Origin of the sequence: Companilactobacillus baiquanensis (assembly GCF_003946605.1) — a bacterium.
GTDB classification, from domain to species: domain Bacteria; phylum Bacillota; class Bacilli; order Lactobacillales; family Lactobacillaceae; genus Companilactobacillus; species Companilactobacillus baiquanensis.
This window is the reverse complement of record NZ_RHOQ01000001.1, coordinates 86,199-112,822: the sequence shown is the minus strand read 5'-3', so window position 1 is coordinate 112,822 and position 26,624 is coordinate 86,199. Positions and strand designations below refer to the sequence as shown.

Here is a 26,624-nt window from a genome sequence, read left to right as displayed (position 1 = left end):
TCACCTATTTATTAAGACTTGTATATGCTGCATTCATAGTATCTTCAATAGAAACATTATCCAAAATTTCACCAGGTTGTTCTACATTGGGTTTTTGAATTTGCATCAAGAACTCAATATTACCTTCTCCACCCTTAATTGGCGAAAAGTCCAATCCCTTGACGATAAATCCAGTCTCTTTAGCAAAGTTCAAAATCTTCTCTAAAACCATCTGATGTACTTTATGATCACGAACAATTCCGTGCTTACCAACATTTTCAGGACCAGCTTCAAATTGTGGTTTGATCAAACATACAGCTTGTGATCCTGGCAAAATGATATTGAACATTGGTGGCAAAATTAACTCTAAAGAGATAAATGAAACATCAGTCATCGCAAATTCTGGTAAACCTTGATGAAAATCATCAGGTTTACTGTAACGGAAGTTAACACGTTCCATAACAACGACTCTCTCATCACTTCGTAATTTCCAAGCTAATTGATTATAACCAACATCCAATGCATAGACCATTTTAGCACCATTCTGCAAAGCAACATCAGTAAAGCCGCCTGTCGATGAACCTATATCTAAACAGATTTTATCTTTTAGATCGATACCAAAAGATTCAACAGCTTTTTCTAACTTATAACCGCCACGACTGACATATTTACTATGCGCACCTTCAACAACGTGAAAAACAGTATCGGGATCAACTTTTTCACCAGGTTTATCGAAGCGTAGATTGTCTTGGTTATAGACTTCTCCTGCCATTACCGATCGTTTAGCTTGTTCACGTGATTCAAATAAATTTTGTTCGACTAATAAAACATCTACTCTTTTTTTTGCCAATAATTTTCACCTGTCTACTTGAAATAGTCTAAAAAACTGACCATTAAATTCTTATCAAACTTATCTTCTTTTAATACTGCATTCAGGGCATCTTTAACTAAATTACGTAATTTCTTCTCTGTCGCAGTCTTACCGATCAAATTAGGAAATGTATTTTTATTTACATCTTCTCCATCGTCACTATCATCCAGATCATCTTTCAATTGAAAGGCTAAACCAATTTTTTGTGCATATTCAACTAAATTAGTTGATAACTCATGATCAGCACAAAATGCTCCAATAGTAATGGCTGCAACAATAAGATCGGCGGTCTTATGTTGATGAAGTTCAGTTAATTCTTCTTCGTCCAACTTTTGACCACTAATATCTGTCATCTGTCCGGCAACCATTCCCATAGGACCAGCGTTATGACTTAAAATACGAACGGCAGCCATTCTTTTAGATGCATCCAAACTTGACTTTGCGATCCAATAAAATGCCTGTGTTAGTAAACCATCACCAGCTAAAACGGCTGAACCAGTTCCAAATTTTTTATGACTAGTCAATTGACCGCGACGATAATCATCGTTATCCATTTCTGGGAGATCGTCATGAATCAACGAATAAGTATGGATCAGTTCGATCGCACCAGCAATGTCATAGTAATCTTTTAAATCCTCAAGTTTAACTCCACAAGAATAAATAACCGCCAGCATTAAAACTGGACGAACTCTTTTTCCGCCAGAATTAAGAGAATATAGCATTGCTTCTCTTAATTTAGGCTGTTTGATTTCTCTAGTCAACTTGTCAGTTAAAAATTTATCAAATTCAGGTAAAACCTTTTCATGAAAATCTCTAAATTTTTTTATATCCATAACTATTCATTACCTTCATTGTCTTTATCTTCTAAAGTAGATTCAGAACCATCTTTTTGCATAATTTTTGTTACGGTCGTTTCAGCATCACTTAGAGTTTTTTCCAATTTTTTACTTAAAGAAACACCCTTTTTGAAATTTTCCATGGCTTCTTCCAAAGGAACATTTCCATTTTCAATATTAGTTACAATATCTTCTAAATCTTTTAAATTATCTTCAAATGATTTCTTTTCTTCAGCCATTATTTTCCTCGCTTATTTCTTTAGTTATCAGTTTAACATGACCATCAGTAACCTTTAGATCAACGGTTTCATCAACTTGATAGTCCTTAACTTGTTTTAATATTTTACCATTTTTATTCGTTGCAATTGAAAAACCTCGACTCAATGTCTTTAACGGACTTAAAGAATCAAGTGCAGCGACTTCTTTACTAAATGAATTTCGATTATTATTAATAATTCTTATAGTCGAATTCAAAATTCTCTGCTGAAACCCAGTTACTACCGTGTCGTAATAATGTAGTTGGCTCATTGGTGACTGATCATTTAATCGGCCCCGAACATTCCATAACGTCTGTTTATCTTTATATATCATTTCTGAAATAACTTTATTTAAACGAGACGATAAGTTATCGACCTTCTGTAAATATACCTCATAAATTCTTTCAGGATGTTGTAAGAAAGTATTTTGAGAGTAATTTTTCACTTGATCTCGATAATTTTGAATTAGTTTAACTTGAGCATTAGCAAGACGACCCTTCAAATCTTGAATATGCAACAAAACATCCCTTAAAACAGGTGTTGCTAACTCTGCAGCTGCAGTAGGAGTTGCTGCCCTAAGATCAGCCACCATATCGGCAATTGTCGTATCAGTTTCATGTCCAACTGAAGAAATAATTGGAATCTGGCTTTGAACGATTGCTTGTGCCACGATTTCTTCATTAAATGGCCAAAGGTCCTCAATAGAACCCCCACCCCGTCCAATAATAATCGTATCAAAATTACCTAATTCATTTATTCTTTTTAATTGTTGAACAATTGTCTCAGCAGCTGTATCACCTTGAACCTGCGCTGGGAAAAGAACCAATTGAACGATTGGATAGCGACGCTTTATTGTTGTCATAATATCATGAATAACAGCACCAGATTGACTAGTTACAACTGCGATCCGCTTTGGAAAAAGTGGGATTTCACGTTTAGGCAAATCAAAGATCCCTTGTTGGGACAATTTTTTCTTCAATTGTTCTAACGCTAAATACAATGCACCTAAACCGTCTGGCTCCATAGACTCAACATACATCTGGTATGTTCCACTAGGCTCATACAGGGAAATTTTTCCCTTTACAAGTACCTTCATACCTTCTTCGGGCTTAAATTTCACTTTACTGAAATTAGATTTAAACATCACTGCTGAAATTTTTGCTTTATCATCTTTTAATGAAAAATATTGATGAGTCGGCCTTAGACGAAAATTAGAGATTTCCCCCATCAAATATACGTGACCTAAATATGGATCAACATCAAATTTTCTTTTTAAATATTGTGTTAAGGCAGTAACTGTCAAATATTGAGAATTATCCATTGGCGCGACCTTCAGCAAGTTCTATCACTTGATCAACTAACGCAGTAATTGTCATTGGTCCAACACCACCGGGAACTGGACTGATCATACTTGCAATGTCTTTAATATCATCAAAATCAACGTCACCGCACAATTTATTATTTTCATCATGATCCATCCCAACATCGATCACGACAGCGCCGTCTTTAACATAATCTTTATTAATAAACTTAGCTTTCCCGATTGCTACGACCAAAACATCAGCACGCTTAGCAATTTCAGCTAAATTTTTAGTATGAGAATGAGTTATTGTGACAGTCGCATTTCTTGCCAGCATCATGGCTGCAACTGGTTTTCCAACAATATTACTGCGACCAATAATTACGACATTTTTACCATCTAAATCGACATTATAAAAATCTAACATCATCAAAATTCCTGAAGCTGTGGCCGGTAATGTATGAGGTTCACCGATCCAAAGATGACCAACATTATCAGGTGCAAAACCATCAACATCTTTCTTTGAATCAATTGCCTTTATAACCTTTTCTTCATCTATATGGTCTGGTAAAGGTAATTGGACAATAAAGCCGTCAATAGCATCATCATGGTTCAACTGCTCAATTTTTTCTAGTAATTCAGCTTCTGACACTGAAGCATCAAAATGAATTAGCTGAAAGTTGATCCCTAATTTTTCGGCACGTCTTTTTTTATTTCTAACGTATATCGAGCTAGCTTTATTATCACCAACCAAAATTACGGCAAGACCGGGAGTTATATTTTGCTTTTTCAAATTGGCAACACGTTGAGTCATTTTTTCATCTAATGCACTAGCTACTTTTTTACCATCTAAAATTTCCATCTCATTCACCATAAAAAGGCTGGTACTATGTACCAGCCTTACCCTTCAACAAAGTTAGATAATATACCATTAACAAATGATTTAGAATCTTTGTCACCATATTCCCTGGCTAGCTCAATTGCTTCATCAATTGCTACCTTCTTTGGGACTTCTAAACTATTTTCCATTTCAAACAATCCCATACGCAAAATAACTCGATCAATTCGAGATAAACGTTGAACTGTCCACTTCTTCTTTAAGTGTTCGGCAATTTCTTTATCCAGCTCATCTTGTTTTTCTAAAGCTCCTGATACTAAAAACTCTAAATAATCAGGTGCCTCTTCCTCACCAAGATCAGATATTTTCATAACAGAATTAATTGCTGTTTGTGAATCATCTTTTGTCGTTTCAATGGAAAAAAGTGATTGAATTGCAAGTTCTCTGATTTTATGTCTATTCATACTCACTGATTTTATTCCTTTTTTTCCGTTGTTACACGTTCTATATCGCCATCTTCTTTTTTAGCGATCAAACCTACAACATGCACATTTATCTCATCTAAAGTCAAATCGGTCATGAATTCAAGTTGTTCGATGGCTGACTTTTGAATTTCCAATGATACCTTGGGAATTGATACACCGTATTCTAGATAAACAAACACGTCAGCAGAAACTCGATTGTTGCTTAAGACTACGTCTACACCTTTGCCATGATTGATTCTTCCAAATAAAGAATCTAATCGGCTTGATAGACTTCCTCTCATTTCATAAACGCCCTCGACCTGACTAGTAGCGATTCCTAAAAGAATCTCAATAACTTGATGTGAGATTTCAACGTTTCCATTTATTTTTCCACTATCTTGTTTTAGAGAAACATATTTTTGTTCAGCCATAAACTTATCTCCATAATCAAAAATTAGTTAGCACGTGAAATGTATGTACCATCTTGTGTGTTAATTGTTAGCATATCACCTTGGTTAACAAAGAATGGAACTTGTACTACAAGGCCTGTTTCCATAGTAGCTGGTTTTGAACCACCAGATTGTGTGTCACCCTTAATTGAAGCTTCAGTCTCTTTAACTTCAAGGTTAACAGTATTAGGAATATCAACACCCAATGTCTCACCATTGTACATCATGATGTTAACTTCCATATTTTCTTTAAGATACTTAAGTTCTTCTTGAATTTGTTCTTGTGGCAATGAAAGTTGCTCGTATGTATTCATATCCATAAAGACATGGTTAGTACCGTCAGCATACAAATATTGCATCTTCTTGTTTTCAATTTGAGCTTTTTCAACTTTAGCAGTTGATCTAAAAGTCATTTCTTGAACGGCGCCAGTTCTCAAGTTCTTTAATTTTGAACGAACGAAAGCACTACCCTTACCTGGTTTAACATGTTGAAACTCAATAACACGCCAGATACCATCTTTAACTTCAATTGTTAAGCCATTCTTAAATTCATTTACTGAAATTGACATAATTTATCTCCTCGATTACTTTAAACGTTAAAAAACACTTTACATATTATCTTACCAATATTTCTATGAATATGGCAATAACCCACGCTTATTATATAAAAAAAAGAGGACCATGTCCTCTTTTTCAACAAATTGAGTTGCTTAGAGGTGTTACCTCTAACTCATATTAGTAAACTGAAACCTTTTTCTTGTCTTTGCCAAGTCTTTCAAACTTAACAACGCCATCTGTAAGTGCGAACAATGTGTCATCGCCACCGCGACCAACATTAGCACCTGGATGAATCTTTGTTCCACGTTGTCTATAAATAATTGCACCAGCAGTGATTGATTGGCCATCAGCACGCTTTGCACCTAGTCTACGACCAGCTGAATCACGTCCATTAGCAGTTGATCCACCACCCTTGTGGTGAGAGAAAAATTGTAAATTCATTTTAAGCATGAAATTTACCTCCTAATTAAAAGTCGATTTTATTTTTTTGGATCTGAACTTCTATATTTTTAGGATAACTCTCTTGGATATCTTTCAATGTCCAATATAAGTTTTCCAATAACAAAGCTGTATCATGGGATACTTCTTTGTCAAAGCGGCAACCAAGGTGTCCGCCATTCTCTTCATCGAGAACGACAATCGGACTATCCTTAGTAAGTTTTTCCAGATTATTGATCGTACCAATAGAAACTGCCGAAACAGCTGCACAGACAAGATCCTGACCGTATGGTCCAGAATCAGCATGTCCTTTGATCAAAAAAGATTGGAATTTTTGTTCCTCATTCTGGTAAAAACTTGCTCTAATCATAACTAAGCCTTGATACTGTCAATAAGAACTCTTGTATATGGTTGACGGTGGCCTGTCTTAGTATGTGAATGCTTCTTAGGTTTGTATTTGTAAGTAACAACTTTCTTGTCCTTACCTTGTTTTTCAACTTTACCTGTAACTGAAGCACCTGCTACAACAGGATCTCCAACTTTAATACTGTCTCCGTCAGAAACTAAGATTACATCATCAAATGTAACAGCGTCCCCTTCTTTAACATCAAGTTTTTCAATAAAGATTGAGTCATTTTCTTCAACCTTATATTGCTTACCACCAGTTTTAATAATTGCGTACATATGTGTACACTCCCTTCTAAGACTCGCCAATCAGGTGCCTACGGCTTAAACCTGATTTTGAGCGGTTGTAGATGCAATAGTGATTGCAACTAATAAAATATAGCAAATATTAAGATAATTTTCAACTATCTTTAATAAGTTTTCTAAATGACCAATGTCCATTATTAATTAATAACCAAATTAAAATAATAAATCCGACTACACTTACTAACATAGAAGCGATGGCAATTTTAGTGTAATGATATTTGATCTGGATATTATTTTGACCTTGCTGTGTTTTGATCTCAACTGTTCCTCGTTTAGAGATCTTTGTTTTAACGGCTTCGTTATTTATTGAAACATTAAGTCCCTTATAAAATAAAACTGGAATATCCATATCTACAGACTCCTTATTGTAATACTTAACTAAATAAGTATTATCCGTCGTTTTAAAAGGAATCTTAGTTTTCTTGTCATTAATAATGAACTTATGACTTTTGATCTCATTACTATAAGGCAGACTTTGAAGCGGATAGTAATCTTCTTGATGAAAACTTTGGATCTTCTGATCAGCATTTTTTGAATCAACAATTGCAAATGGTGACGGTTGACTATTAACTCTTGTAGCACTTAGATACACCTGACTGCCACAGGCAATAGTAGTTAAAACTAAAACTGATAATTTAGTCAGAGACGACCTATCTTTCATTAACTTTGCCAAAATATGACTTAAATAAATTGCAAAGAAGAACGTTACCATATTTAAAAATCGCCAAGGAAATTGCATTAGATTGAAAAATGTATTTTGAACAATTTGCCATGGGAAAATACTGGTCGATAAAACCAATGCAATTAAACCTTCAATTGCTACTACACGATATTTGAATTGGTCTTTCCAAATAAAAATCACAATAACTAATATCGTTAGTAACGAAATAATACCAATAGAATAACTGCGCACGTCAGTATGTAGAGCGTTATTAAATAGATCCATTGGCTTTTGTGCCATTTGAGCTAGATCTAATAACGCCGGTCTGTTTACAGCCAAAGATCTTTTCTGCTCTACCATCGGCAAAATAAAGCCTAATGAAGCAATTACCACCAAGAAAACTGACTGAATACCAGCCCAAATCAATTTACCCCAATATTTAAAACTATGAGATACCTTAGAAAATAAAACTAAGACAACTAAAGGAACCAGCATAACAACCGTAATAAAAGCTGTTAACGGATGAGTCAAAACTGTCAGCGTCAATCCAGCAGCAAACAAAGGCCACTTATTAAATTCTCCTGACAGAATTTTTGCAAAGGCATAAAAAATCATTGGAATAAAAATATAAGAAATATATTCTGCCAACCCTACCCGATAAAAAACACTTGCAACTCTGAAAAATGACAAGGTGTAAAGAATCGAGAAAAGAAATGCCTGAAGCGTGTTATTTGAAAATTTAGCCATAAAATAATATGAACTAACGAAAGTCAAAAAGGTTATTATAGTCAAAAATATCAAAAAACTAATGACTGGATCACTAAAGACTTTAAAAATTAAAAATCCCGGTGTGATAGTAAACCAAGGATAAAATAAGTTCGTAAAATTACCTACGTGATCCCAATAGTTGAAGTTGACTGGTGAAACTAAAATATTACCCAAACTATTGACTCGATTTAAATGAAAAAGCATATCGTAACTATCTAATAATCGAATCGTTGCATGTGGGGAAAATAAAATTGTATACAAGATACTTAGAACTAAGAAAACAGTTCCAAGAATGGTCCGTTTCAATGCTTTATTGGACATGCAAATACCCCTTTTAAAATCAATATACATTTTAGATTACACTAAAAAAGATTGAAGCAAAATACATTGCAACAATCTTTTTCAAATATTCAAAATTAATTAAACTGCCAAAGACGTAACCATTAGTGATAAGAACAATGCCATAAAAAATGATATAGCCACTCTAGCACGTCTAAGGTTAATTCCCCTAGTAGCTCTGGTCAAAATAATCAGAGCACCGATCAAAAAGATTCCTATCATTATTCCAGCCAAATTACTTATGACATTTAATTGTGTCAAAACCGAAACAACTAAATCGAACAGTATAAAAGCTATCGTAATTAAATATGAATACTCTCTTTTCAAGCATCCCACCTCGAAAATCCTAAGCGTTTTACCGCTTAAACTTTAAGCACAACAACCATATTCTAAAATCATTCTTTTAGAATTGCAATACTATATTTTTTCCAACAATCAGAAAAATTGATATATCAACATATAATAGCGTTTATTTTTTTATAATTTATATGTTTGCCATGGTAAATTTTGGATCCATTGGTGACTGATCATTGAAACACTACTGATATCATCTGGATCTAATTTCATCACTAATTGGTTATCATCAAATAAAGGCCATTCATATTTCAAATTGTCATTATATGGTTTCCCATTTACAATAAAGTCCATGATCAATTGTAAATAAAATTTTTGATTCTTTCTTTGATCGATCGGAAGATCGGCATTTTTAGTTGCTAGATATTCAACATTGCCACCGTGTCGACCATCAAGAACATTGGAGTAATTTCCATAAACCTCACCATTATCTTTCAATAATTGTGCAGTTCTATCAGCTGGGTAAGTATACATAGCCTCGCCGATCAGATTTAATAACTCTGACTTTTGATAATCATCAGGCAGTTGCTTTAAAATAACTTTTGAATTTATTCCAAATAAATCTTCCAAAATAGAATTTTTTAATTCATTAATTGAGAAGTTTTCAAGTTGGATCAATTCATTACTACCCGCTTCAACTAACGTCTTAAAATTAGTCCTCTTTTGACGATCTATCAAAACATCCTGCCAGTTATCAGAAATCAGATCATCATCAATTATCGGACCAAACCAATTAGTTGCTAGATGATTTCCAATAGCTTTATTTTGAGCAAGCAACAAACCGTCGTCTGTCAAATTGAATAAGTCTTTTGAAGTAAGCTTATTATCACTACAAAATCGCTCTAGAACTTTTTTAGAAGTTTCTTTATCTCGAATAGTTTGTAAAGATCCACTAAAAAGAACCACCTTTTTAATATGATCTAAAACATTTGAATTTGATGCCATCAAAGCGGCGATCGATTTTCCGCCAGCCGAATGTCCTACCAAACTAATATCATCAACATCACCGCCAAATTTATCAGCGTTGTCAATTACCCACTTGATCGCCAAAATTTGATCAGACAGACCTACATTTGTATCACCGTCTGCAATATTTGCCCATCCAAATAGACCCAAACGATAATTAGGAATAATATGAATAACTTTACCGTTATTAAGCCAAGGCATAACCTCGTCTAAAGTTCCGCCATGAAGAAAGCCACCACCATAAAATTCAATTACAATTGGATGTTTGCCATTAGGATTCGGTGTAAAAAGATCCAGATTCAAACAATCTTCACTAAATTTGATATCACTATAATCATGATCTAATGCAGCCTCTTGCATTGGTTGTGTACCAGCACGAGTCGCAAAATTTAGTTTATCTTTAGCCCGATAAGGTACCGCCCGCTTAAATCGTCTGGGATGTCCAAACTTAATACCCATGAACTTCACACCATTGTTTGTTTCTATCCCCTGATATTTTCCAGTCGTGGTATCAATAACCTTTTCCATAAATTCTTCAACCCTCTTTTAAAAGTTATTATATAATGAATTATTTTAATAATAATTGTATAACAATCAAAATAATCTACAAGAAATATCTATTGTGAGTATTTACTAACCAAGATTATTTTTTTATAGGTTCATTTTATGAATTTTCTTGATTTAATTTAAAGCAACTGTGTATAATCTTGTAAACAGGGGAATTAAAGGAGACTATTATGGTTTTATCAGATGCACAACGAAAGGCAAATAAAAAATGGCATAAAAATAATAAAGAGCGAGCAAACTATATTGCCATGCGATCTTCGGCCAGAAGTTTCATCCGCAAAAAATCTACTCTTGACGATCTTGAAGAATTACAACAAATAATGGATAACCGAAAAAAAGAATTGATCAAAAAAATTAATTAGTCGATATATTGAAAGCGTAACTTTCAGTTATCGACTTTTTTTATTTATCCAAAAATTAAAATTGACTTAAAACAAAAAAGTTAGGGCTTACAATCATTTATTTGCAAGATTTTGCTATACTTGCCATAGGGGGTGAAGATTATGAGTTTAATCATCACGTTAGTAAATGGAGAAAAGTTAGAAGTTAATCCAGATACATACATTAAAACTAGCAAGGCCTTATCATCACGTTTTAGTGACGAAGGAGATACATACTATTTAGAAGAAATCTTTGAAGGATTCTTTAAAGATGGGAAACAATACAATTCGATCGACGAAGTAGCAAAAATTGAAGGTCTACTTGGAACAAGCGATTGGTTCAGTATTGGAAAAGAAAGTTCCAGATCTATTAAAACATCCGCAATCTTGAGCATTACTAGAGAATAATATTTTAAAAATGCAAAACAAAAAGTCGTAAGTATTGATAAACAATACTTACGACTTTTTTATTATGCTGCAGGTGAGATTCGAACTCACGACCTACGGTTTAGAAGACCGTTGCTCTATCCAGCTGAGCCACTGCAACATCACTTGTACTATTATAGAGAACTAACTATTGGTCTGTCAACGGAAAAATAAAAAAAATCATTTTTATTAGAAAATGCTAAAATCAACACACCAATGTTTTATATAATACACCTTTTTTTATCTATTAAAAACAAAAAAATGAGATAGAACTATTATATCTCATAATATGCAGCATAAACGTGGAACAAAACATAGCTTTTTCCGCTTAAAACAACTAGGTCCAGTAATCTAAAACGATTACTGGACCTAGTTACCTTAATGCTCGAAAGCTGAACATGTTTTGTCCCACTCTCTACATGAACGCCCGAAAATTGACCTTACTTTGTCGTATTCTGGCTACTATTTATTTTCCCTTTGTAACTCTGCGGCAATTTCACGATCGTGAACGGTCTCTTTGGATTCCTTAGGGCTATTCTTCAAAATTTGAATTAGATTTTCTAATTTCATAGGCCTACGCTCCAGTTTTTTAGACAGCTTTTTATGTCATCCGTATCTGGACACAATCTTTTAATTGCCGTTATTATAACAAGTTTTATAAAAACAATAAAAAAATCAGCTCATATGTTTAAACATATTTTTAACTAAAGAATAATTCTTTACATGCATTGGCGATAGCTATTTTTACATGCTCATAAGTTAATCCACCTTGAATATAGATAATATAAGGTGAACGCATTGGACCATCGGCTGAAAACTCTACACTAGCTCCCGATACAAAAGTTCCCGCTGCCATGACAACTTCATCCTCATAGCCAGACATTTGACTAGGAATAGGTAAAACATTAGAGTCGATTGGTGAGAATTTTTGAACCATTTTAGTGAATTGCACCATTTTATCTGGATCATTAAACGTAATTGTTTGAATTAGATCTGTTCGATCTTCATTCCATTTAGGAGAAACATTTAGACCTAGATTTTCAAAAATAGCAGCTTCAAAAATGGCACCTTTGATAGCATTTCCTGTGACTCTTGGTGCTAAGAAAAATCCTTGGAACATCTCTGCTAAACGATCGATCGTTGCCCCTTCTGAATCCCCAATTCCAGGTGCAGTCAAGCGATAACTTGATAGTTCTACAAGATCTTTTTTACCAACGATATATCCACCAGTTCTAGCAATACCACCACCAGCATTTTTAATTAATGATCCTGCCATAATATCTGCTCCAACTTCAGTTGGTTCAATTGTTTCGGAAAATTCACCATAACAATTATCAACAAAAACTATGGCATTAGGTTCAACCAAACGAACATGCTTAATAATTTCAGCTATTTCACTTACTGTTAAGCTCTTTCTGGTTGAATATCCTCTTGATCTTTGAATCGCAACGACCTTAGGCTGTTGTTCTTTAATTTTCTTTTCCATAGTCTCAAAATCAACTTTGTCACCAATCATTTCAACATAATCAAAGCCAATTTTATAATCGATCAAAGAACCCTTTTTATTGCCAGCAGTACCAACAACTTCTTGCATAGTGTCGTATGGCTCGCCTGTGACATATAATAAATTATCTCCAGGGCGCAACATACCAAATAGTGCTGTTGCCAAGGTATGAGTTCCTGATACAAATTGTGGTCTTACTAATGCTGCTTCAGTTTTAAAAACCTCGGAGTAAATAGCCTCTAATTGATCACGTCCGCGGTCGTCATCCCCATAACCGGTTGTCCCTAGTAAACTACTCTCATCGATTCCTTCGTTTCTAAAAGCAGTTAATACTTTGTCTTGGTTATCCAAAACACGATCATCGATCTCAGACAATTTATCAGCAATTTGTTGATCTGTCTTCTTTATTACTTCCTTTAACTCTTCTGGAAATTGTTTATCCCAAGTTGTCATTTTTTCCTCCTAAAAATTGTTCTATCTTTTGGCTGATTACTTGCTGGTAATCATTGACCTCACTGATATTATACCAATCTACATCCATTTGATTTCTAAAATATGTCAATTGTCTCTTTGCAAAATGACGAGAATTCTTTTTTATCTCATCTAAACAACTATTTAAATCAGAAATGCCTTCAAAATAAGGAAATAGCTCCTTGTAGCCAATACCATTCTTAGCTTGAGGAATACTCTCACGATTATCAAAAACAGTCTTAGCTTCCTCAATAAGACCCATATCTACCATTTTATCAACTCGTAAATTGATTCGATCATATAATTTAGCCCTATCATCAGTTAAACCGATGATATAAAAATCAGCCCACTTAGATCCGTTACTTTGATCAACAATTGATTTACCAGTAGTTTTGTATACCTCAATAGCTCGGATAACACGTCTTGAATTACTTATATCAATTGAATTAAATGCCTCTAAATCAGTTTCTTTTAAAATATTTTGCAATACATCTAATTTATTATCCTGTTCTAAAGTCAGTAATTCTTGTCGTAAGTCATCATCTCCTGAAGATTCGCCGCCTAGATTCAAATTTCTTACTAGTGAATTTAGATAGAATCCTGTTCCACCAACCACAAATGGAACTTTTTTCTGATCATCAAGATCATGGATTATTTGAACTGCCTTTTCCTGAAAATCTTTAACCGTATAACGTTGATTTACGTCACAAATATCAACTAAATGATGCTTGACCATTCTTAATTCGTCAGGCGAATCTTTAGCAGTCCCAATATCCAGATGGCGATAAATTTGCATCGAATCACCAGAAATGATCTCACCGTTGAATTTTTGAGATAGTTTTAAACCTAAAGCACTTTTTCCTACTGCAGTTGGTCCAACAATTGCTATAATTTTTTCCAAAAAAATCACCTCTAACGCCAATTTTATAGATATTTTTACAAAAATACGCCATAATGGAATCAAGGATAGGAGGTATGACATTATGGCTAAAGAACAAAAACATTTTCGCTTTGCTAAAGGCTTTTTAATTGGTTCTATAACTACAGCAACAGCAGTTTATGGTGCTCTTCACGCTTTCAAGAAACATGTGATCGAACCAGAGGATCAAGAAAATGAGCGTATTGAAGATAACCGTCGTCGTGCAAACCGTAAAAGTCTACAAGCACATCAAGGCTAAACATTTATCCATAGCAAAAAGTCGAGACAATGTCTCGACTTTTTTTATATTTTAGTAGTCTTCTTAGTCTTACCTTTCCATTCAGAAAAGCGTTCATCAAGCCATTTAACATCCTCAAAACCCCATTTTTTGAGTTTCAAAGCTGCTCTAATACTTACAGAAGGACGTTCTTCATATAAGAATACAGGTAAATCAGGTCTCAATTCACCTTCATTGTATTTCAATTGAGTATAAGGTAAATTTCTGGCCCCAAGAATATGTTTAGAATCAAAATTGTTTTTCTCACGTAGATCAATGATTTGAGCTCGTCTCATTTTTGATTCAAACTCATCTTGATCAATCGCACCATGTAATCTTTTGGCTTGTATTTTGTAGTAAGCCCATGATCCAACCATGTAAACGAAGAAAGCAATTACAATAATATATAAAACAACATTTAAAACTTCCATCAATAATCCCCCTATTTCATCTTGATCAATGAAGCTGCACCGATAACTCCCGCACCATTACCAAGACTTGCCAAACGTAATTCGGTTGAATCTTTGATAGTAGCAAATTCATTAATACGCATTGTTTCATTAACCTTATCCAATAAGAACTCACCGGCGGCAGAAACACCACCACCGATAACAACATATTTAGGATTCAATGAGTTTGCAACGTTAGCTAAAGCAAACCCAAGTGAAGCACAGACATAATCTGCCACGATAGATGCAAGATCATCATTCTTTTTAGCTAAATCAAAAACATCCTTAGCTGAAATATCTTGTCCGTCATCAAGCATGGCCTTAAGTTCAGAATCACCAGCATATTCAGAAGCACGATCTCTAGCAACGTGAACGATACCTGTTGCTGAAGCAATAGTTTCTAAGCATCCTCGTTTACCACAAGTACATAAGAAACCATTAGGATCAACTGTAACATGACCTATTTCACCAGCAGCACCGCTAGCACCATGGAGGATATTACCATTAGCGATAATACCGCCACCAACACCAGTACCTAAGGTTACAAAGACAACGTCATCGGCATTGTTACCAGCACCCTTCCATCTTTCACCAAGGGCGGCAACGTTTGCATCATTTTCAATGGTAACAGGAATACCTGTACCTTTTTCGATATCACGAACTGGATAAACTGAATTAGTCCAATTAAGATTATATGCGCCCTTAATTGTACCTTCTTTAAAATTAATAGTACCAGGTGAACCCAAACCAATTCCACTGAACTGATCAGCAGTCATTTCATACATCTTCAAATGGTGGTTGATTGAATCTATAATATCAGGAATGATCATTTGTCCATCAGCTAAGACATTAGTTTCAATACTCCATTTCTGTTGGATCTCTCCATCAGCAGTAAGAATTGCAAACTTGATTGTTGTGCCACCTAGATCAACACCGATTAATTTCTTTTCTGTCACTTTTATCTATCCTTTTCTTTTTTATCTTTATTTTCTTCTTTTCTATGTTCCGACTTCAATACTAATTGTGCATTAATGAAGGTGTTTTTATCGATCATTTTATCGTCATATAGTTTTCTGACTTCAATAGACATCAATTCAATATCCCAAAGTCTTTTTCCTAAATGAACATAGGTCCCAAAACGCTTCAATAATTGCTGCACATCGTAGAGATTTTTAAAACTCAAATTATCCAATGTTCATACCTCTTGAATACATAAAGTAAGAAACAACAATAATAATTATTACTGAAACTATTCGAATTATCAACTTAGGACGATTACTCTTTGGCAATCCCAAGGCAAATCCTAAGAAGAATCCACCGATGATGCCTCCGATATGTCCCCAAATATCAAAATTCGATCCTACTAAACTGATCAATAGATTCAGAACTATCAATGTTAGAAATGATTTCCCTAATTCTAAAAATCCTGGGTTATCGCGATACATCAGAGCAAACGCTAAAAATGCTGCAAAAGTTCCAAATAATGACGTACTGGCTCCGGCTGAAATTGTATAGTAACTACCAAAAGCAAAACTGGCCAGATTTCCAACTATCCCACTTAGCATATATAAAACAAAGAATCGCACATGTCCCATTAAAGGTTCTAGTGACTTACCCATGATATACAGAGTGAATCCGTTCATCAGGATATGAAAAATACCTATATGCAAGAATATTGGCGCAATCAATCGCCACCATTGCCCATCTTGTATCAGTGGAGTAAATTTAGCTCCAAAATTTACTAAAGTGCTAGTACTAGTGGAACCACCACTTAGAGTCTCCAACACAAAGACAGCAAGTGTCAGCGCTAACAGAAACCACGTAACATATGGTTCTTCTTCTCTATACATTATCATTGCCTTTCACCGTAATAATTTTATCTACTGATTTATCGAGTACATAAATAGGCCAAGGAGTTTTTAAATAATATTGCTGTGACAAAGCTAAGGCAATGGTTTTAGTAGGAAATGATGCTAAATAACGATCATAATATCCAGCACCAAATCCTAAGCGATTATTTCCTTCTTTTGAAAATGCTAATCCTGGAACGATTATCAGTTCTGGAGGATCTAAAGTATCAGTTTCATAATCAACTGGTTCTTTTACACCAAACGAACTCTCTTCCAGTGGTGTTTCGCTTGTATAATTAACAAAAGTCATAGTGTAATCGGAAAATGTCTTAGGAATAAATACATTTTTTCCCATATCCCAGCAGTATTTAATAATCGGAAAAGTAGGAATCTCATTATTCATACTTAAAGTAATACCAATACTTTTAGCTTCAATAAATTCTTCATTTTGAAATAATTGCATATAAAGATCGTTGATTTCTTCTTGTGCATTACCAGACTTCATAAATTCATCAATTAAATCAATTTGCTTTTTTCTGAAACTTACTTTGTCCAAATTTTTGCCTCCCTAGTAAAAAAAAACAACAGGGCTATTCACCTGTTGTTTATTTTGTTTCACGATGCAATGTAACAGTACGTTCGCGTGGGCAATACTTCTTAAGTTCAAGACGCTCTGGATTGTTACGTTTGCTCTTATTTGTTAGATATGTACGTTCATGACATGAAGTACATTCCATTGTTATATTTACTCTCATTAGGAACATCCTTTCATTATACTTAACTAAAATTCAACTAATTAAATATACCATTTTTTCAGTGATATTAAAAGAATTAATTTAGATTAATCCTGTCCAGTAGCTTTAAAGTAATATTCGTAAATTTGTTTTGCGACCATTTGAGAATAATTACCAGATTCAGAAGTTATATTAGGGAATACAACTGCAATGGCAATATTAGGATCATCATATGGACCAAAAGTTACTAAACTGTTGTTGATTGTTTCAGGTGGATCAGGATTATCAGGGTCATTAGGATTGAAGTAGAATGTTTGGGCAGTACCAGTCTTTGCAGCGACATCCTGACTCAAGTCCTTAAGCTTTGTAGCTGTGGTCCAGCCATTAGTCCCATGAACAGCAGCATACATACCTTTTCTAACAACATTCAATTCTGAACTAGTAAACCCTACTCGATTCAAAACTTTAGGTTCAGTAACTGATTCAATAGCACCCTTTTTACCATTATCAGTGGTCTTTTGAGTTGATTGAACAATATATGGACGCATTCTGTATCCACCATTAGCAATCGTGGAAATATATTGTGCCATTTCCATTAAAGTGTACGAATCATAGTTACCAAAGGACAAATCAAGTGCAGAACCAGTCTTTAGTTGTCCATCACTAGTATGAGTTGAACCAACAAGTCCAGTTGTTTCACCTGAAATATCAATACCAGTTTTGACACCTAAACCAAATTGATTAAAGTAACCTCTCATCTTAGAGAAGATATCCGAATCCATATGGATATATTTATTAGGTGTGTATTTAGCATTGGCTTCTTTCATAGCTAAAGCCATCATATACTCATTAGATGAAACTTGAAGTGCCATTTCGGCATTCAAACTACTAAAAGTACCGATTGGATAAACTGACTTTTTAATTGCCGTACCTGGCAAGTAAATAGGAACATCCGCTTGAGTATTATTAGTTGGTGTAATTACACCATCCATCAAGGCACCTAAAACAGTAGCGCCCTTAACAGCAGAACCCATAACAAAGGCTCTATTGATAACTCCTAAAGAATCCTCAGTTGTTTTACCAGTAGTAGGATCATTTTTGATACCTGCCATCGCTAAAATAGCACCGGTTTTAGGATTTGTAGCAACTACATAGGCACCATCAGAATATGAAGTAACACCGTCAGCTTGTGCAGCACTGTATTCAGAGTCTAAGATACTCTTGACCTTTTTTTGGAATTTAGAATCAATTGTTAGATTTAAATTGCCACCCTTTTGGCCTTTGTAAACTAGTTTACTCTGCTTGATTTGATTATTTCCACCGATTTGAACTTCTCTTTGACTCTTAGTACCTGAAAGAATCGTTTCATAACTCTTTTCCAAGTAACTAGTACCAACACGATCATTACGAGAATAACCATATGCAAGCATAGTATTTAATTCATCGTCTGGAATACCTTGTTGTTCAGTCGAAACACCACCAATAATACTTGCGATGGATTTACCTTGAGGGTATTCACGATTCCAATTAGTACCAATACTTACACCTGGAAGTTCAGTTAAATGCTCACTTACTTGAGCAATCTCTTTAGAAGAAAGATTCTTATCTTTCAAAAAAATTGAAGAAAGAGAATAAGCAGAACTCATTTTCTTAAAAACAGAAGCTTTCGCAAGTTCTTCTGAATTCAAATGAATTCCCTGATTCTTAATATACTTAATTTCATTATTGTAAATCTTGCTTGAAGAGAGTTGATCACCATTTGAGTCAACTCTGTATGACTTAGGCATTTGTTTTGCCACCTTAGCTGACTTGCCCGGTGCAGCTAGGATGTAATCAGCCTTATCACGAGTTGATAGATTTTCTTTTTCAAAAGAGACGTACTTAGTTAGACGATTGACGATTTGGTAAATATCACTTGATTTAACACCTGAACTTTTCGTATAAGTTATAGCATTTTCAGTTGAATTACCAACTAGCAATCTTCCTTTTGAATCATAAATCATTCCACGAGGTACATTACCGCTCATTACTGTTTTGTCCGTTCGATTAACTTCAGCAGCAAATTTACCACCATAAACAATTTGTAAATATGCAAGTTGTCCTACCAATAAAGCAAACAAGGCAAAAACAATAAAAAAAAGCAGGTTCAGTCTAAATGGAATAGTAGACTTTGATTGACTACCTGTTCTTTTCTTTATTATATCGAGTATTTTTCTCATAGGTTTCCCTTCAAAACATTAAAAAGCATTATTCGTTAGATTTAAAAATGTATTTGGGACCATCCAGTTCTGGATCATATTCTACTAAAAGGTCATAACGTGTAAAGAACCAAACATCACTATCAGTAATGAAGTATGTGACACCATTTATTTCTGTACTTGATTCTGGTTTAACTGGTTTTTCAGTTCTAAATGCAATAGAGAAGCCTTCATGAACCATTGTCTTTCCGTATACCTTACCGTAAAAATGAATACCATCACCTGGTTTAACGCCAACTTCATCCTCAAACCATTTTGATGCTTCCTCAGTTAATTCAATTTTCATTTCTTTCACCCCACTATATGTATGAAATAAACATAGCAGAAAACGATTACATTATGCAACTCCGACGGCTTTGATAGTTAAATCGTAACTTCCAACAGGAGTTTCAACTGTAACTACATCGCCAACGTGTTTACCGATCAAAGCTTTCGCAATAGGTGAATCATTTGAAATCTTACCTGCATCAGGATCTGACTCAGCTGATCCAACAATAATGTATTCTTCTGGATCGTCATCGTCTTCTTGGACAGTTACTTTTTTACCAACAGATACTTCATCGTTTGCAATCTTGTCAGTATCAATAACATTAGCATATTGTAGCATTTCAATAATTTGTGAAATACGTGATTCAACAACACTTTGTTCATCTTTAGCTGATGTATATTCTGAGTTTTCAGATAAATCACCAAAACCTCTGGCGATCTTAATTCTGTTAATTACTTCTGGTCTTTTAACTTTCTTTAAATCTTCCAATTCTTCTTCAAGTTTTTGCTTACCTTCTGCAGTCATTGGATAACTTTTGTCTGCCATTTTAAACTTCCTCGCTTTTAACTTATCTTTTTAATCATTTTTATTGAAACTTCAAAATGTCATCTAACCAGGAGGTCAGATGACACTTATCCATTATATCTAACTTAGGACTATTGTCCTAGTGAAGAATTCTTGTTTTCGTGCTCTTCTAGAGTATGTGAGTAATAAACTTTACCCGTCTTTAGATTGGCAACAAAGTATAGATAGTCTTCACTTCTATCAGAAGGATTCAAGACCGCTTCGATAGATTGTAAACTTGGTGTATTAAATGGTCCAGGTCCATATCCCTTGTTCTTATACAAGTTATATGGAGATTTTACACTGGTATCTTTATTTGTCAAACTAGTCTTATGCGTATTCAAGGCATACATAACAGAGATATCAGATTGTAATGGCATATCAACATCTATACGGTTGAAAAATACCCCAGCGATCTTCTTACGATCTTTGTTTGTAACACCTTCACGTTCAACTAATGAAGAAAGAGTTAATACTTGTTGGACCGTTAAGTTCTTTTCTTTAATTTGTTCATAATAAGGTTGTAATTTATCATTTTCATTTGAAACCATTTGGTTGACTAATTCTTTTAAAGTCATTCCCTTATAAAGTCCATATGTAGCTGGGAATAAATAACCTTCAAGATGATATCTAACATTCTTTTTCTTCATTGAAGAATCCAATAATTCCGGATATTTCTTCTGAAGTGAAGCTAGATATTTCTTATTCTTCATCAACTTCAAGAAATCCTTCTTCTTAAAGCTAGTAGATTTTTGAATTTGGTCACCGATTTGATCAATGGTTACACCTTCACGAACTAGAACAGTATTTGATGCTGCTCCAGTAGGTTCAGCACTACCACCTTTTTGCAATTGTTTGACGACTTCATTCATCGACATGGATTGCTTGAAGTGATAATAACCTGCTTGAAAATCAGTATAATTTTGCGCCTTAATATAGAAATTAAAGACTGTACCACTTTTAATAACTTTATCTTGCTCAAGTTCTTTTGCGATATCTTTACTTGAAGAACCAACAGGTACTTTAACAACGATGTCTTCGGTATTTTTTGAATTATATGGCTGAAGTGAACTATTAACATAATTAAAACCGATAATAGCTACTATCACCGCCAAAACAGCAATTACCCCAACGATCCAATACGCAATATGATTTGCAACGGTCCGTTCTTTAGCACGTGTTGAAATTTTCTCTTCTGATTCTTTTTTTAATGCTTCTTTCTTGTCATCCTTTTGGCTCAAGACACAGCCTCCCGAGTTAATTTATTAAATTATACCATTAGTTTGGGCGCTATTATCTTATTTCCACATTAAATTTTTGAACCAAACTTTCTTTAATTACATCAAAAGCTTGTTCAACTGTTTCGTCAGTTAGTGTGTCGTTAGGGTTTTGGAAGACCAAATGATACCCCAATGACTTATGGCCCGGTTTGACGTGTGAACCTTGATAAAGGTCAAAGATATTAGCATCGATCAAGTATTTGCCACCATTATTGAAGATGTCATTGACAATTTGTCCGCTTTCAACCTCCTTGCCAACCAAAATAGCTAAGTCTCGACTTACGCTAGGATATTTTGGAGCTGCTTGTGATTGAACTTTACGTTTATTCAAATCAAATAATTCATCAACATTCAATTCAAAAACAAAAGCATCATTAACATTATGTTCTTTTTGGTAACTAGGATGTAGTTTACCAATATAACCGACCCTTTGTCCATCTGCAGTTATTAAGGCTGATTGTCCGGGATGTAGATTAGTTATTTGATCTGTTGCAACATATTCAAAATGCGCTTTGGCATTGGTAAATGATAGCAGTTCTTCAACGATCCCTTTTACATCATAAAAATCAACTTCTTTACTAGTTGTATTCCATGAATCATTGGCAATGTTGCCACTAACAGCTCCTGAAATATATTCTACTTCGTTTGGACGATCCTCACCCTTTGGACGATCAAATACTCTAGCTTGTTCAAAAATTGCAATGTCATTATTATTTCTAGCTTGATTGTAAGCTACATTATTGATCAAGCCAGGTACTAAACTAGTTCTAAGGTATTCATGATCTTCAGTCATTGGATGCAACAATTTCGTTAAGTCGGTTTCTTTAATATTGAAATCTTTGACTTCTGCTTTACTCAATAGAGCAAAGTTAATAACTTCATCTAAACCTTGACCTAATAATGTGTTGCGCAACTTGTTGCCAAACTCACGTTTAGGAGAATAACCACCACTAGTTTCCATTCCTGAAGGTAAAGTACCTTTCAAGTTTTCATAACCATAAATTCTGATGACTTCTTCCACTAGGTCAGCTTCAATAGACATATCATAACGTCTAGTTGGAATAGTTACGGTGACATTATCACCATCTTGTTTTGCTTCAAAGCCAAGTCGATCAAAGATATCCATAATTTCATCAGAAGATAACTCTAATCCCATTAAATGATTGATATGAGAAATGCTTCCCTTGATCACTGTTGGTTTTGCTTCTGTTTTGTTTCCAACAATTTCTTTTGAAATAGAACCAACATTGCCAGTTTGTTCAACTAATTGAACAGCTCGAACAAGTGCCTCTGAAACTTTTCCGTTGTCGACACCTTTTTCATAACGATTAGAAGCATCCCCACGTAGATCATGGCGTTGTGCTGATTTACGAACACTAGCGCCATCAAATACAGCACTTTCTAATAAAATGTTTTTAGTATCAGCAGTTACTCTAGCATCGATCCCACCAGCAACACCTGCTAGTCCTAAAATTTGTGATCCTGATGCCACGATTAAATCATTATGACTCAAAACCTTTTCTTCTTTATCTTCAAGAGTAAACTTCTCACCACTCTTAGCATTTCTAACAACAACGTTACTTTCTTGTAGCTTATCTAAATCATAAGCTTGAATTGGTTGACCATATTCGATCATAACGTAATTAGCAGAATCAATAACATTATTAACTGGTTGAATATTTTGATTCCAAAGACGGCGTTGCATCCATAAAGGACTTTCACCAACTGTAATATTCTTTAATTCACGTAATAAGAAATCTGGGACCAATTTTTCATCGTCTACTTCAGCAGTTATATCAACTGATCCATTTACTTTTGATTCATCAAGTTCAGCTGATTTAATATCTGGTTTCTCATTGTAAGTAGCACCGATTTCCCAAGCTGCACCGTTCATACCTAAAGTATCGGCACGGTTAGGAGTAATATCCAAATCGACCATTTCATCAGTCAATCCCAACAATACTAAAGCATCAGCACCTGGTTTTTCTGCTTCTGGGAAAAGATAAATTCCATTTTGAAAGGCTTCTGGAACATATTTTTCAGGAACTCCTATTTCATCAAGGCCACAAATCATACCATTAGATTCGATCCCACGAATTTTACCATGTTTAATTCGCTTGCCTTCTGGTAAATGAGCACCATGTCTGGCAACAATGACATATTGTCCATTAGCAACATTAGGAGCACCGCAGACAATTTGAATATCTTCATCTTCACCAACATCTACCATACAAACGTTCAAATGATCAGAATCAGGATGTGGTTTGATACTAGTAATATGACCAACAACTAACTTATCTAATCCTTGGCCCAATTTAACGGGACTTGATTCGATACCTGTTAATGATACTTTATTTGCGATTTCTTCAACCGTATGAGTAACAGGAATATACTCTTTTAACCAACTTAGTGAAATTTTCATATTACTAATTTACTCCTTTGAATTGTTCTAAGAATCTAACATCATTTAGATAGAAGTCACGGATATCTGTAATTCCGTATTTAAGCATGGCAAATCTCTCTGGTCCAAGACCAAAGGCAATCCCGCTATATACAGTTGAATCAATTCCAGACATTTCTAAGACATTAGGATGACTTAGTCCGGCACCTAACACTTCGATCCAGCCGGTATATTTACAAATTCGGCAGCCTTGACCGTTACAGTTGAAACAAGAAACATCAACTTCAACAGAAGGTTCGGTAAATGGGAAGTAGCTTGGACGGAAACGAATTTCTCTGTTTGGTCCAAAGACGTGACGGCAAAGAGCTTCTAAGGTTCCTTTTAAATCGGCCATACTAACGTTTTTATCAACTACTAGACCTTCAATTTGATGGAATTGATGAGAATGAGTAGCGTCATCATCATCACGGCGGTATACGACACCTGGTGAAATGACTTTTAGAGGTCCCTTTGAAAAGTCGTGAGATTCCATATCACGACCTTCTTGAGCGGACGTTTGTGTTCTCATTAACAATTCATCAGTTAAATAAAATGTATCTTGCATATCACGTGCAGGATGATCCTTTGGTATGTTCAATCTCTCAAAATTGTAATGATCTTCTTCAACTTCATGACCAGCATCAACACGATAGCCTAGTCCAATAAAGAATTCTTCGATATCTTCAATAGTTTGTTTCAAAATATGTCTTGTTCCAATATTTCTTGATTGTGCAGGCAAAGTTACATCAATTTTTTCTTCTTCTAACTTTTTAGCAATCATCTGTTCATTCAATTCGCTCATTTTTTCTTCGATGGCTAATTGAATATCTTTTTTAACATTATTAGCTAAAGTACCAATCTCTGGACGTTCTTCAGCTGGGACATCTTTCATCCCACGCAATGCCTTAGTGATCGGACCTTTCTTACCTAAAAGATTAACTCTCAGATCATTTAGTTCCTGTAATCTTTCAGCACGTTTAGCTTCGTTAATACCATTTTTTCTTAAATCTTTTAATTTATCATTTAATGACATATTTTTCCTCCTACACAAAAAAGTCCTCATCCCAAATAAGGGACGAGGACTCGCGGTACCACCCTAGTTCATGTTAAGACATGCACTCAAATGGTTATATAGTAACCGGCTCTAAAACTCCAAAAGTGAATTCACCAATTTGTTTGTCAAATCTTCTCAGTTAACGATTCTTCCTGTCACAAACTTATTAGTTACTATTTTTCTTCAACGTTTTAATTATTAATATATCTACGATTATACAAAAAGTATTTAATTTAGCAAGTTGTTAGATCTTCAAACCGTACAATAAAATTCCGGCTGCAACTGCGACGTTAAGCGATTCTGCCTTACCTAAAATTGGGATATAGATATTTTTATCAGTCTCGCTTAAAATATCTTTTCCTAGTCCATGAGCTTCATTTCCCATAATGACGGCAAAATCAGAAACCTTAGTTAGTTCAGTGTATGGTTTTGCTTGATCATTTACTTCTGAACCATAAACTTTAAGACCAGATTCTTTAGCTAAAGAAACTGCCTTTGTTAGATCCATTCGATAAATTGGTAAATGAAATTGGCTTCCTTGCATTGCTCGCTGAACTTTTGGTTGATAAAAATCGGCTGAATCAAGACTAGTAATAACTCCATTATATCCTGCGGCATCGGCTGTTCTAATGATCGTTCCAACATTTCCTGGATCTTGAACATCAGAAAGCATGACCCATTGTCCTGTTAGAGCAGTTAATTCTTCATGTTTTTGCACTTCAATGACCGCAAAAATACCTTGGGGAGTCTTAGTTTCAGATAGACTTTGTGCTATATCATCTGAAATACCAATTGCATTGTCGTAGTATTTCTTTACTAGACGATCGTTTTCATTATTTTCAGTTACCAATAACTTAATGATTTTTTGATCATTAGCATCAGCCTCACGTACTAGATGAAAACCTTCGATCAAATATGTACCTGTTTTCTTGATATACTTAGTAGAAGACAGCTTAGAGATTTGTTTTATCTCGTCATTTTTTTTAGATTCAATGTATTTCATATATTTATTCCCTCTTGTTTTATAATTAAATCGTAACATACACCGTAAATATGGAGTGAAAAGAAATGAAACATCTTTCAATTAAAGTAACCGGCCTCGTTCAAGGGGTGGGTTTTAGATATTCAACCGTTAGATTAGCAACTGATGTAGGCGTAACTGGAACTGTAAAAAATGAACGCGACGGATCAGTTTCAATCGAAGCTCAAGGTGATGAACGCCTATTATACATTTTTTTGAGTAAAATTCAGCAATCGCCATCTCCATTTGGAAAAGTTAAACATTTGGATTATACTTTTTCCGATAATTTAAAATCATATGATAATTTCAAAGTCATTGGTTGAAAGACCAAATACTTTAAAGTATATTACTTTTATATGGTTAAAAGGATGGT

General features: G+C 34.5%; 33 protein-coding genes, 1 tRNA gene and 2 other annotated features. Of the genes, 4 read left to right on the top strand and 30 right to left on the bottom strand.

The window, feature by feature from the left end; all coding sequences use genetic code 11:
- Window positions 1–4: 4 nt before the first annotated feature.
- From EKM77_RS00565 to EKM77_RS00500, 14 genes are all read right to left on the bottom strand, one after another.
- Complete coding sequence (locus EKM77_RS00565; protein WP_125591589.1) at window positions 5–829, bottom strand: TlyA family RNA methyltransferase; 825 nt, start codon at window positions 827–829, stop codon at window positions 5–7.
- 14 nt (window positions 830–843) lie between these two features.
- The gene (locus EKM77_RS00560) at window positions 844–1,683 is read right to left on the bottom strand and encodes a polyprenyl synthetase family protein (protein ID WP_125591587.1); all 840 of its coding nucleotides are present in this window, start codon (window positions 1,681–1,683) and stop codon (window positions 844–846) included.
- A gap of 2 nt (window positions 1,684–1,685) precedes the next feature.
- Entirely contained in the window at window positions 1,686–1,925 is a 240-nt protein-coding gene (locus tag EKM77_RS00555; RefSeq protein WP_125591586.1) for an exodeoxyribonuclease VII small subunit, read from the bottom strand.
- The gene (gene xseA, locus EKM77_RS00550; protein WP_125591584.1) at window positions 1,918–3,264 is read right to left on the bottom strand and encodes an exodeoxyribonuclease VII large subunit; all 1,347 of its coding nucleotides are present in this window, start codon (window positions 3,262–3,264) and stop codon (window positions 1,918–1,920) included. The genes EKM77_RS00555 and xseA overlap by 8 nt, the downstream gene beginning before the upstream one ends.
- On the bottom strand, window positions 3,257–4,105 hold the full coding sequence (locus EKM77_RS00545; RefSeq protein ID WP_125591582.1) for a bifunctional 5,10-methylenetetrahydrofolate dehydrogenase/5,10-methenyltetrahydrofolate cyclohydrolase: 849 nt from the start codon (window positions 4,103–4,105) through the stop codon (window positions 3,257–3,259). Before EKM77_RS00545 ends, xseA begins: the two co-directional genes overlap by 8 nt.
- Before the next feature lie 38 nt (window positions 4,106–4,143).
- Window positions 4,144–4,545 carry a transcription antitermination factor NusB gene (gene nusB / locus EKM77_RS00540; RefSeq protein ID WP_125591580.1) on the bottom strand — a complete coding sequence of 134 codons (402 nt, stop codon included), beginning with the start codon at window positions 4,543–4,545 and terminating at the stop codon, window positions 4,144–4,146.
- 11 nt (window positions 4,546–4,556) lie between these two features.
- Entirely contained in the window at window positions 4,557–4,976 is a 420-nt protein-coding gene (locus EKM77_RS00535; protein ID WP_125591578.1) for an Asp23/Gls24 family envelope stress response protein, read from the bottom strand.
- 23 nt (window positions 4,977–4,999) lie between these two features.
- Window positions 5,000–5,563 (bottom strand): elongation factor P, encoded by a 564-nt coding sequence (efp, locus tag EKM77_RS00530; protein ID WP_125591576.1) that lies wholly within the window; start codon window positions 5,561–5,563, stop codon window positions 5,000–5,002.
- Window positions 5,564–5,729: 166 nt separating this feature from the next.
- Window positions 5,730–6,002, bottom strand: coding sequence for a 50S ribosomal protein L27 (rpmA, locus tag EKM77_RS00525; RefSeq protein WP_125591574.1), 273 nt, complete (start codon window positions 6,000–6,002; stop codon window positions 5,730–5,732).
- Window positions 6,003–6,018: 16 nt separating this feature from the next.
- Entirely contained in the window at window positions 6,019–6,360 is a 342-nt protein-coding gene (locus EKM77_RS00520; RefSeq protein WP_125591572.1) for a ribosomal-processing cysteine protease Prp, read from the bottom strand.
- Between the two features lie 2 nt (window positions 6,361–6,362).
- Window positions 6,363–6,674 (bottom strand): 50S ribosomal protein L21, encoded by a 312-nt coding sequence (gene rplU / locus EKM77_RS00515; protein ID WP_057763614.1) that lies wholly within the window; start codon window positions 6,672–6,674, stop codon window positions 6,363–6,365.
- 9 nt (window positions 6,675–6,683) lie between these two features.
- Window positions 6,684–6,751: a sequence feature (ribosomal protein L21 leader region), on the bottom strand.
- Window positions 6,752–6,795: 44 nt separating this feature from the next.
- Window positions 6,796–8,451 carry a DUF6541 family protein gene (locus EKM77_RS00510; RefSeq protein ID WP_164507678.1) on the bottom strand — a complete coding sequence of 552 codons (1,656 nt, stop codon included), beginning with the start codon at window positions 8,449–8,451 and terminating at the stop codon, window positions 6,796–6,798.
- Window positions 8,452–8,550: 99 nt separating this feature from the next.
- Window positions 8,551–8,796: a hypothetical protein gene (locus tag EKM77_RS00505; RefSeq protein ID WP_125591568.1), complete on the bottom strand. Its 246-nt coding sequence runs from the start codon at window positions 8,794–8,796 to the stop codon at window positions 8,551–8,553.
- 150 nt (window positions 8,797–8,946) lie between these two features.
- Window positions 8,947–10,317, bottom strand: a complete 1,371-nt coding sequence (locus tag EKM77_RS00500) for a carboxylesterase family protein (protein ID WP_125591566.1) — start codon at window positions 10,315–10,317, stop codon at window positions 8,947–8,949.
- A 209-nt stretch (window positions 10,318–10,526) separates the two neighbouring features.
- Here EKM77_RS00500 and EKM77_RS00495 point away from each other — a divergent pair, with 209 nt between their 5' ends.
- Together EKM77_RS00495 and EKM77_RS00490 are read left to right on the top strand one after the other, a co-directional pair.
- Complete coding sequence (locus EKM77_RS00495; protein WP_125591564.1) at window positions 10,527–10,718, top strand: hypothetical protein; 192 nt, start codon at window positions 10,527–10,529, stop codon at window positions 10,716–10,718.
- A 141-nt stretch (window positions 10,719–10,859) separates the two neighbouring features.
- Window positions 10,860–11,144 carry a hypothetical protein gene (locus EKM77_RS00490; protein ID WP_125591562.1) on the top strand — a complete coding sequence of 95 codons (285 nt, stop codon included), beginning with the start codon at window positions 10,860–10,862 and terminating at the stop codon, window positions 11,142–11,144.
- Between the two features lie 65 nt (window positions 11,145–11,209).
- On the opposite strand, the gene EKM77_RS00485 is transcribed toward EKM77_RS00490, so the two are convergent.
- The 3 genes from EKM77_RS00485 to miaA all read right to left on the bottom strand — a co-directional run bounded on the left by EKM77_RS00485 (window position 11,210) and on the right by miaA (window position 14,038).
- Window positions 11,210–11,283 (bottom strand) — tRNA-Arg (locus EKM77_RS00485).
- A 579-nt stretch (window positions 11,284–11,862) separates the two neighbouring features.
- On the bottom strand, window positions 11,863–13,119 hold the full coding sequence (locus EKM77_RS00480) for a methionine gamma-lyase family protein (RefSeq protein WP_125591560.1): 1,257 nt from the start codon (window positions 13,117–13,119) through the stop codon (window positions 11,863–11,865).
- Window positions 13,103–14,038, bottom strand: coding sequence for a tRNA (adenosine(37)-N6)-dimethylallyltransferase MiaA (miaA, locus tag EKM77_RS00475; protein ID WP_125591558.1), 936 nt, complete (start codon window positions 14,036–14,038; stop codon window positions 13,103–13,105). The genes EKM77_RS00480 and miaA overlap by 17 nt, the downstream gene beginning before the upstream one ends.
- Before the next feature lie 82 nt (window positions 14,039–14,120).
- Here miaA and EKM77_RS00470 point away from each other — a divergent pair, with 82 nt between their 5' ends.
- On the top strand, window positions 14,121–14,315 hold the full coding sequence (locus EKM77_RS00470) for a DUF3042 family protein (RefSeq protein WP_125591556.1): 195 nt from the start codon (window positions 14,121–14,123) through the stop codon (window positions 14,313–14,315).
- A gap of 44 nt (window positions 14,316–14,359) precedes the next feature.
- Here EKM77_RS00470 and EKM77_RS00465 read toward each other — a convergent pair whose 3' ends face one another.
- The 13 genes from EKM77_RS00465 to EKM77_RS00405 form a co-directional block, all read right to left on the bottom strand.
- Window positions 14,360–14,764 carry a rhodanese-like domain-containing protein gene (locus EKM77_RS00465; protein ID WP_125591555.1) on the bottom strand — a complete coding sequence of 135 codons (405 nt, stop codon included), beginning with the start codon at window positions 14,762–14,764 and terminating at the stop codon, window positions 14,360–14,362.
- Between the two features lie 11 nt (window positions 14,765–14,775).
- Window positions 14,776–15,738, bottom strand: a complete 963-nt coding sequence (locus EKM77_RS00460) for an ROK family glucokinase (protein WP_125591553.1) — start codon at window positions 15,736–15,738, stop codon at window positions 14,776–14,778.
- Window positions 15,739–15,740: 2 nt separating this feature from the next.
- On the bottom strand, window positions 15,741–15,974 hold the full coding sequence (locus tag EKM77_RS00455; RefSeq protein ID WP_125591551.1) for a YqgQ family protein: 234 nt from the start codon (window positions 15,972–15,974) through the stop codon (window positions 15,741–15,743).
- Entirely contained in the window at window positions 15,967–16,638 is a 672-nt protein-coding gene (locus EKM77_RS00450; RefSeq protein ID WP_125591549.1) for a rhomboid family intramembrane serine protease, read from the bottom strand. Before EKM77_RS00450 ends, EKM77_RS00455 begins: the two co-directional genes overlap by 8 nt.
- Window positions 16,625–17,188, bottom strand: coding sequence for a 5-formyltetrahydrofolate cyclo-ligase (locus tag EKM77_RS00445; protein WP_125591547.1), 564 nt, complete (start codon window positions 17,186–17,188; stop codon window positions 16,625–16,627). Before EKM77_RS00445 ends, EKM77_RS00450 begins: the two co-directional genes overlap by 14 nt.
- Window positions 17,189–17,237: 49 nt before the next feature.
- Window positions 17,238–17,387: a 50S ribosomal protein L33 gene (rpmG, locus tag EKM77_RS00440; RefSeq protein ID WP_083480699.1), complete on the bottom strand. Its 150-nt coding sequence runs from the start codon at window positions 17,385–17,387 to the stop codon at window positions 17,238–17,240.
- An 86-nt stretch (window positions 17,388–17,473) separates the two neighbouring features.
- Window positions 17,474–19,585 (bottom strand): peptidoglycan D,D-transpeptidase FtsI family protein, encoded by a 2,112-nt coding sequence (locus EKM77_RS00435; protein WP_125591545.1) that lies wholly within the window; start codon window positions 19,583–19,585, stop codon window positions 17,474–17,476.
- Window positions 19,586–19,613: 28 nt separating this feature from the next.
- The gene (locus tag EKM77_RS00430; RefSeq protein ID WP_057763585.1) at window positions 19,614–19,910 is read right to left on the bottom strand and encodes a HesB/YadR/YfhF family protein; all 297 of its coding nucleotides are present in this window, start codon (window positions 19,908–19,910) and stop codon (window positions 19,614–19,616) included.
- 51 nt (window positions 19,911–19,961) lie between these two features.
- On the bottom strand, window positions 19,962–20,438 hold the full coding sequence (gene greA, locus EKM77_RS00425) for a transcription elongation factor GreA (protein ID WP_125591543.1): 477 nt from the start codon (window positions 20,436–20,438) through the stop codon (window positions 19,962–19,964).
- Between the two features lie 110 nt (window positions 20,439–20,548).
- Window positions 20,549–21,697 (bottom strand): endolytic transglycosylase MltG, encoded by a 1,149-nt coding sequence (gene mltG, locus EKM77_RS00420; RefSeq protein ID WP_125591541.1) that lies wholly within the window; start codon window positions 21,695–21,697, stop codon window positions 20,549–20,551.
- Window positions 21,698–21,749: 52 nt separating this feature from the next.
- Window positions 21,750–24,158 carry a phenylalanine--tRNA ligase subunit beta gene (pheT, locus tag EKM77_RS00415; protein WP_125591539.1) on the bottom strand — a complete coding sequence of 803 codons (2,409 nt, stop codon included), beginning with the start codon at window positions 24,156–24,158 and terminating at the stop codon, window positions 21,750–21,752.
- 4 nt (window positions 24,159–24,162) lie between these two features.
- Entirely contained in the window at window positions 24,163–25,209 is a 1,047-nt protein-coding gene (gene pheS, locus EKM77_RS00410; RefSeq protein WP_125591537.1) for a phenylalanine--tRNA ligase subunit alpha, read from the bottom strand.
- Window positions 25,210–25,244: 35 nt separating this feature from the next.
- Window positions 25,245–25,426 (bottom strand) — a binding site (T-box leader).
- Between the two features lie 48 nt (window positions 25,427–25,474).
- Complete coding sequence (locus tag EKM77_RS00405; protein WP_125591535.1) at window positions 25,475–26,233, bottom strand: TrmH family RNA methyltransferase; 759 nt, start codon at window positions 26,231–26,233, stop codon at window positions 25,475–25,477.
- A 65-nt stretch (window positions 26,234–26,298) separates the two neighbouring features.
- On the opposite strand from EKM77_RS00405, the gene EKM77_RS00400 reads away from it, so the two are divergent.
- Window positions 26,299–26,574 (top strand): acylphosphatase, encoded by a 276-nt coding sequence (locus tag EKM77_RS00400; protein ID WP_125591533.1) that lies wholly within the window; start codon window positions 26,299–26,301, stop codon window positions 26,572–26,574.
- Window positions 26,575–26,624: the final 50 nt, after the last annotated feature.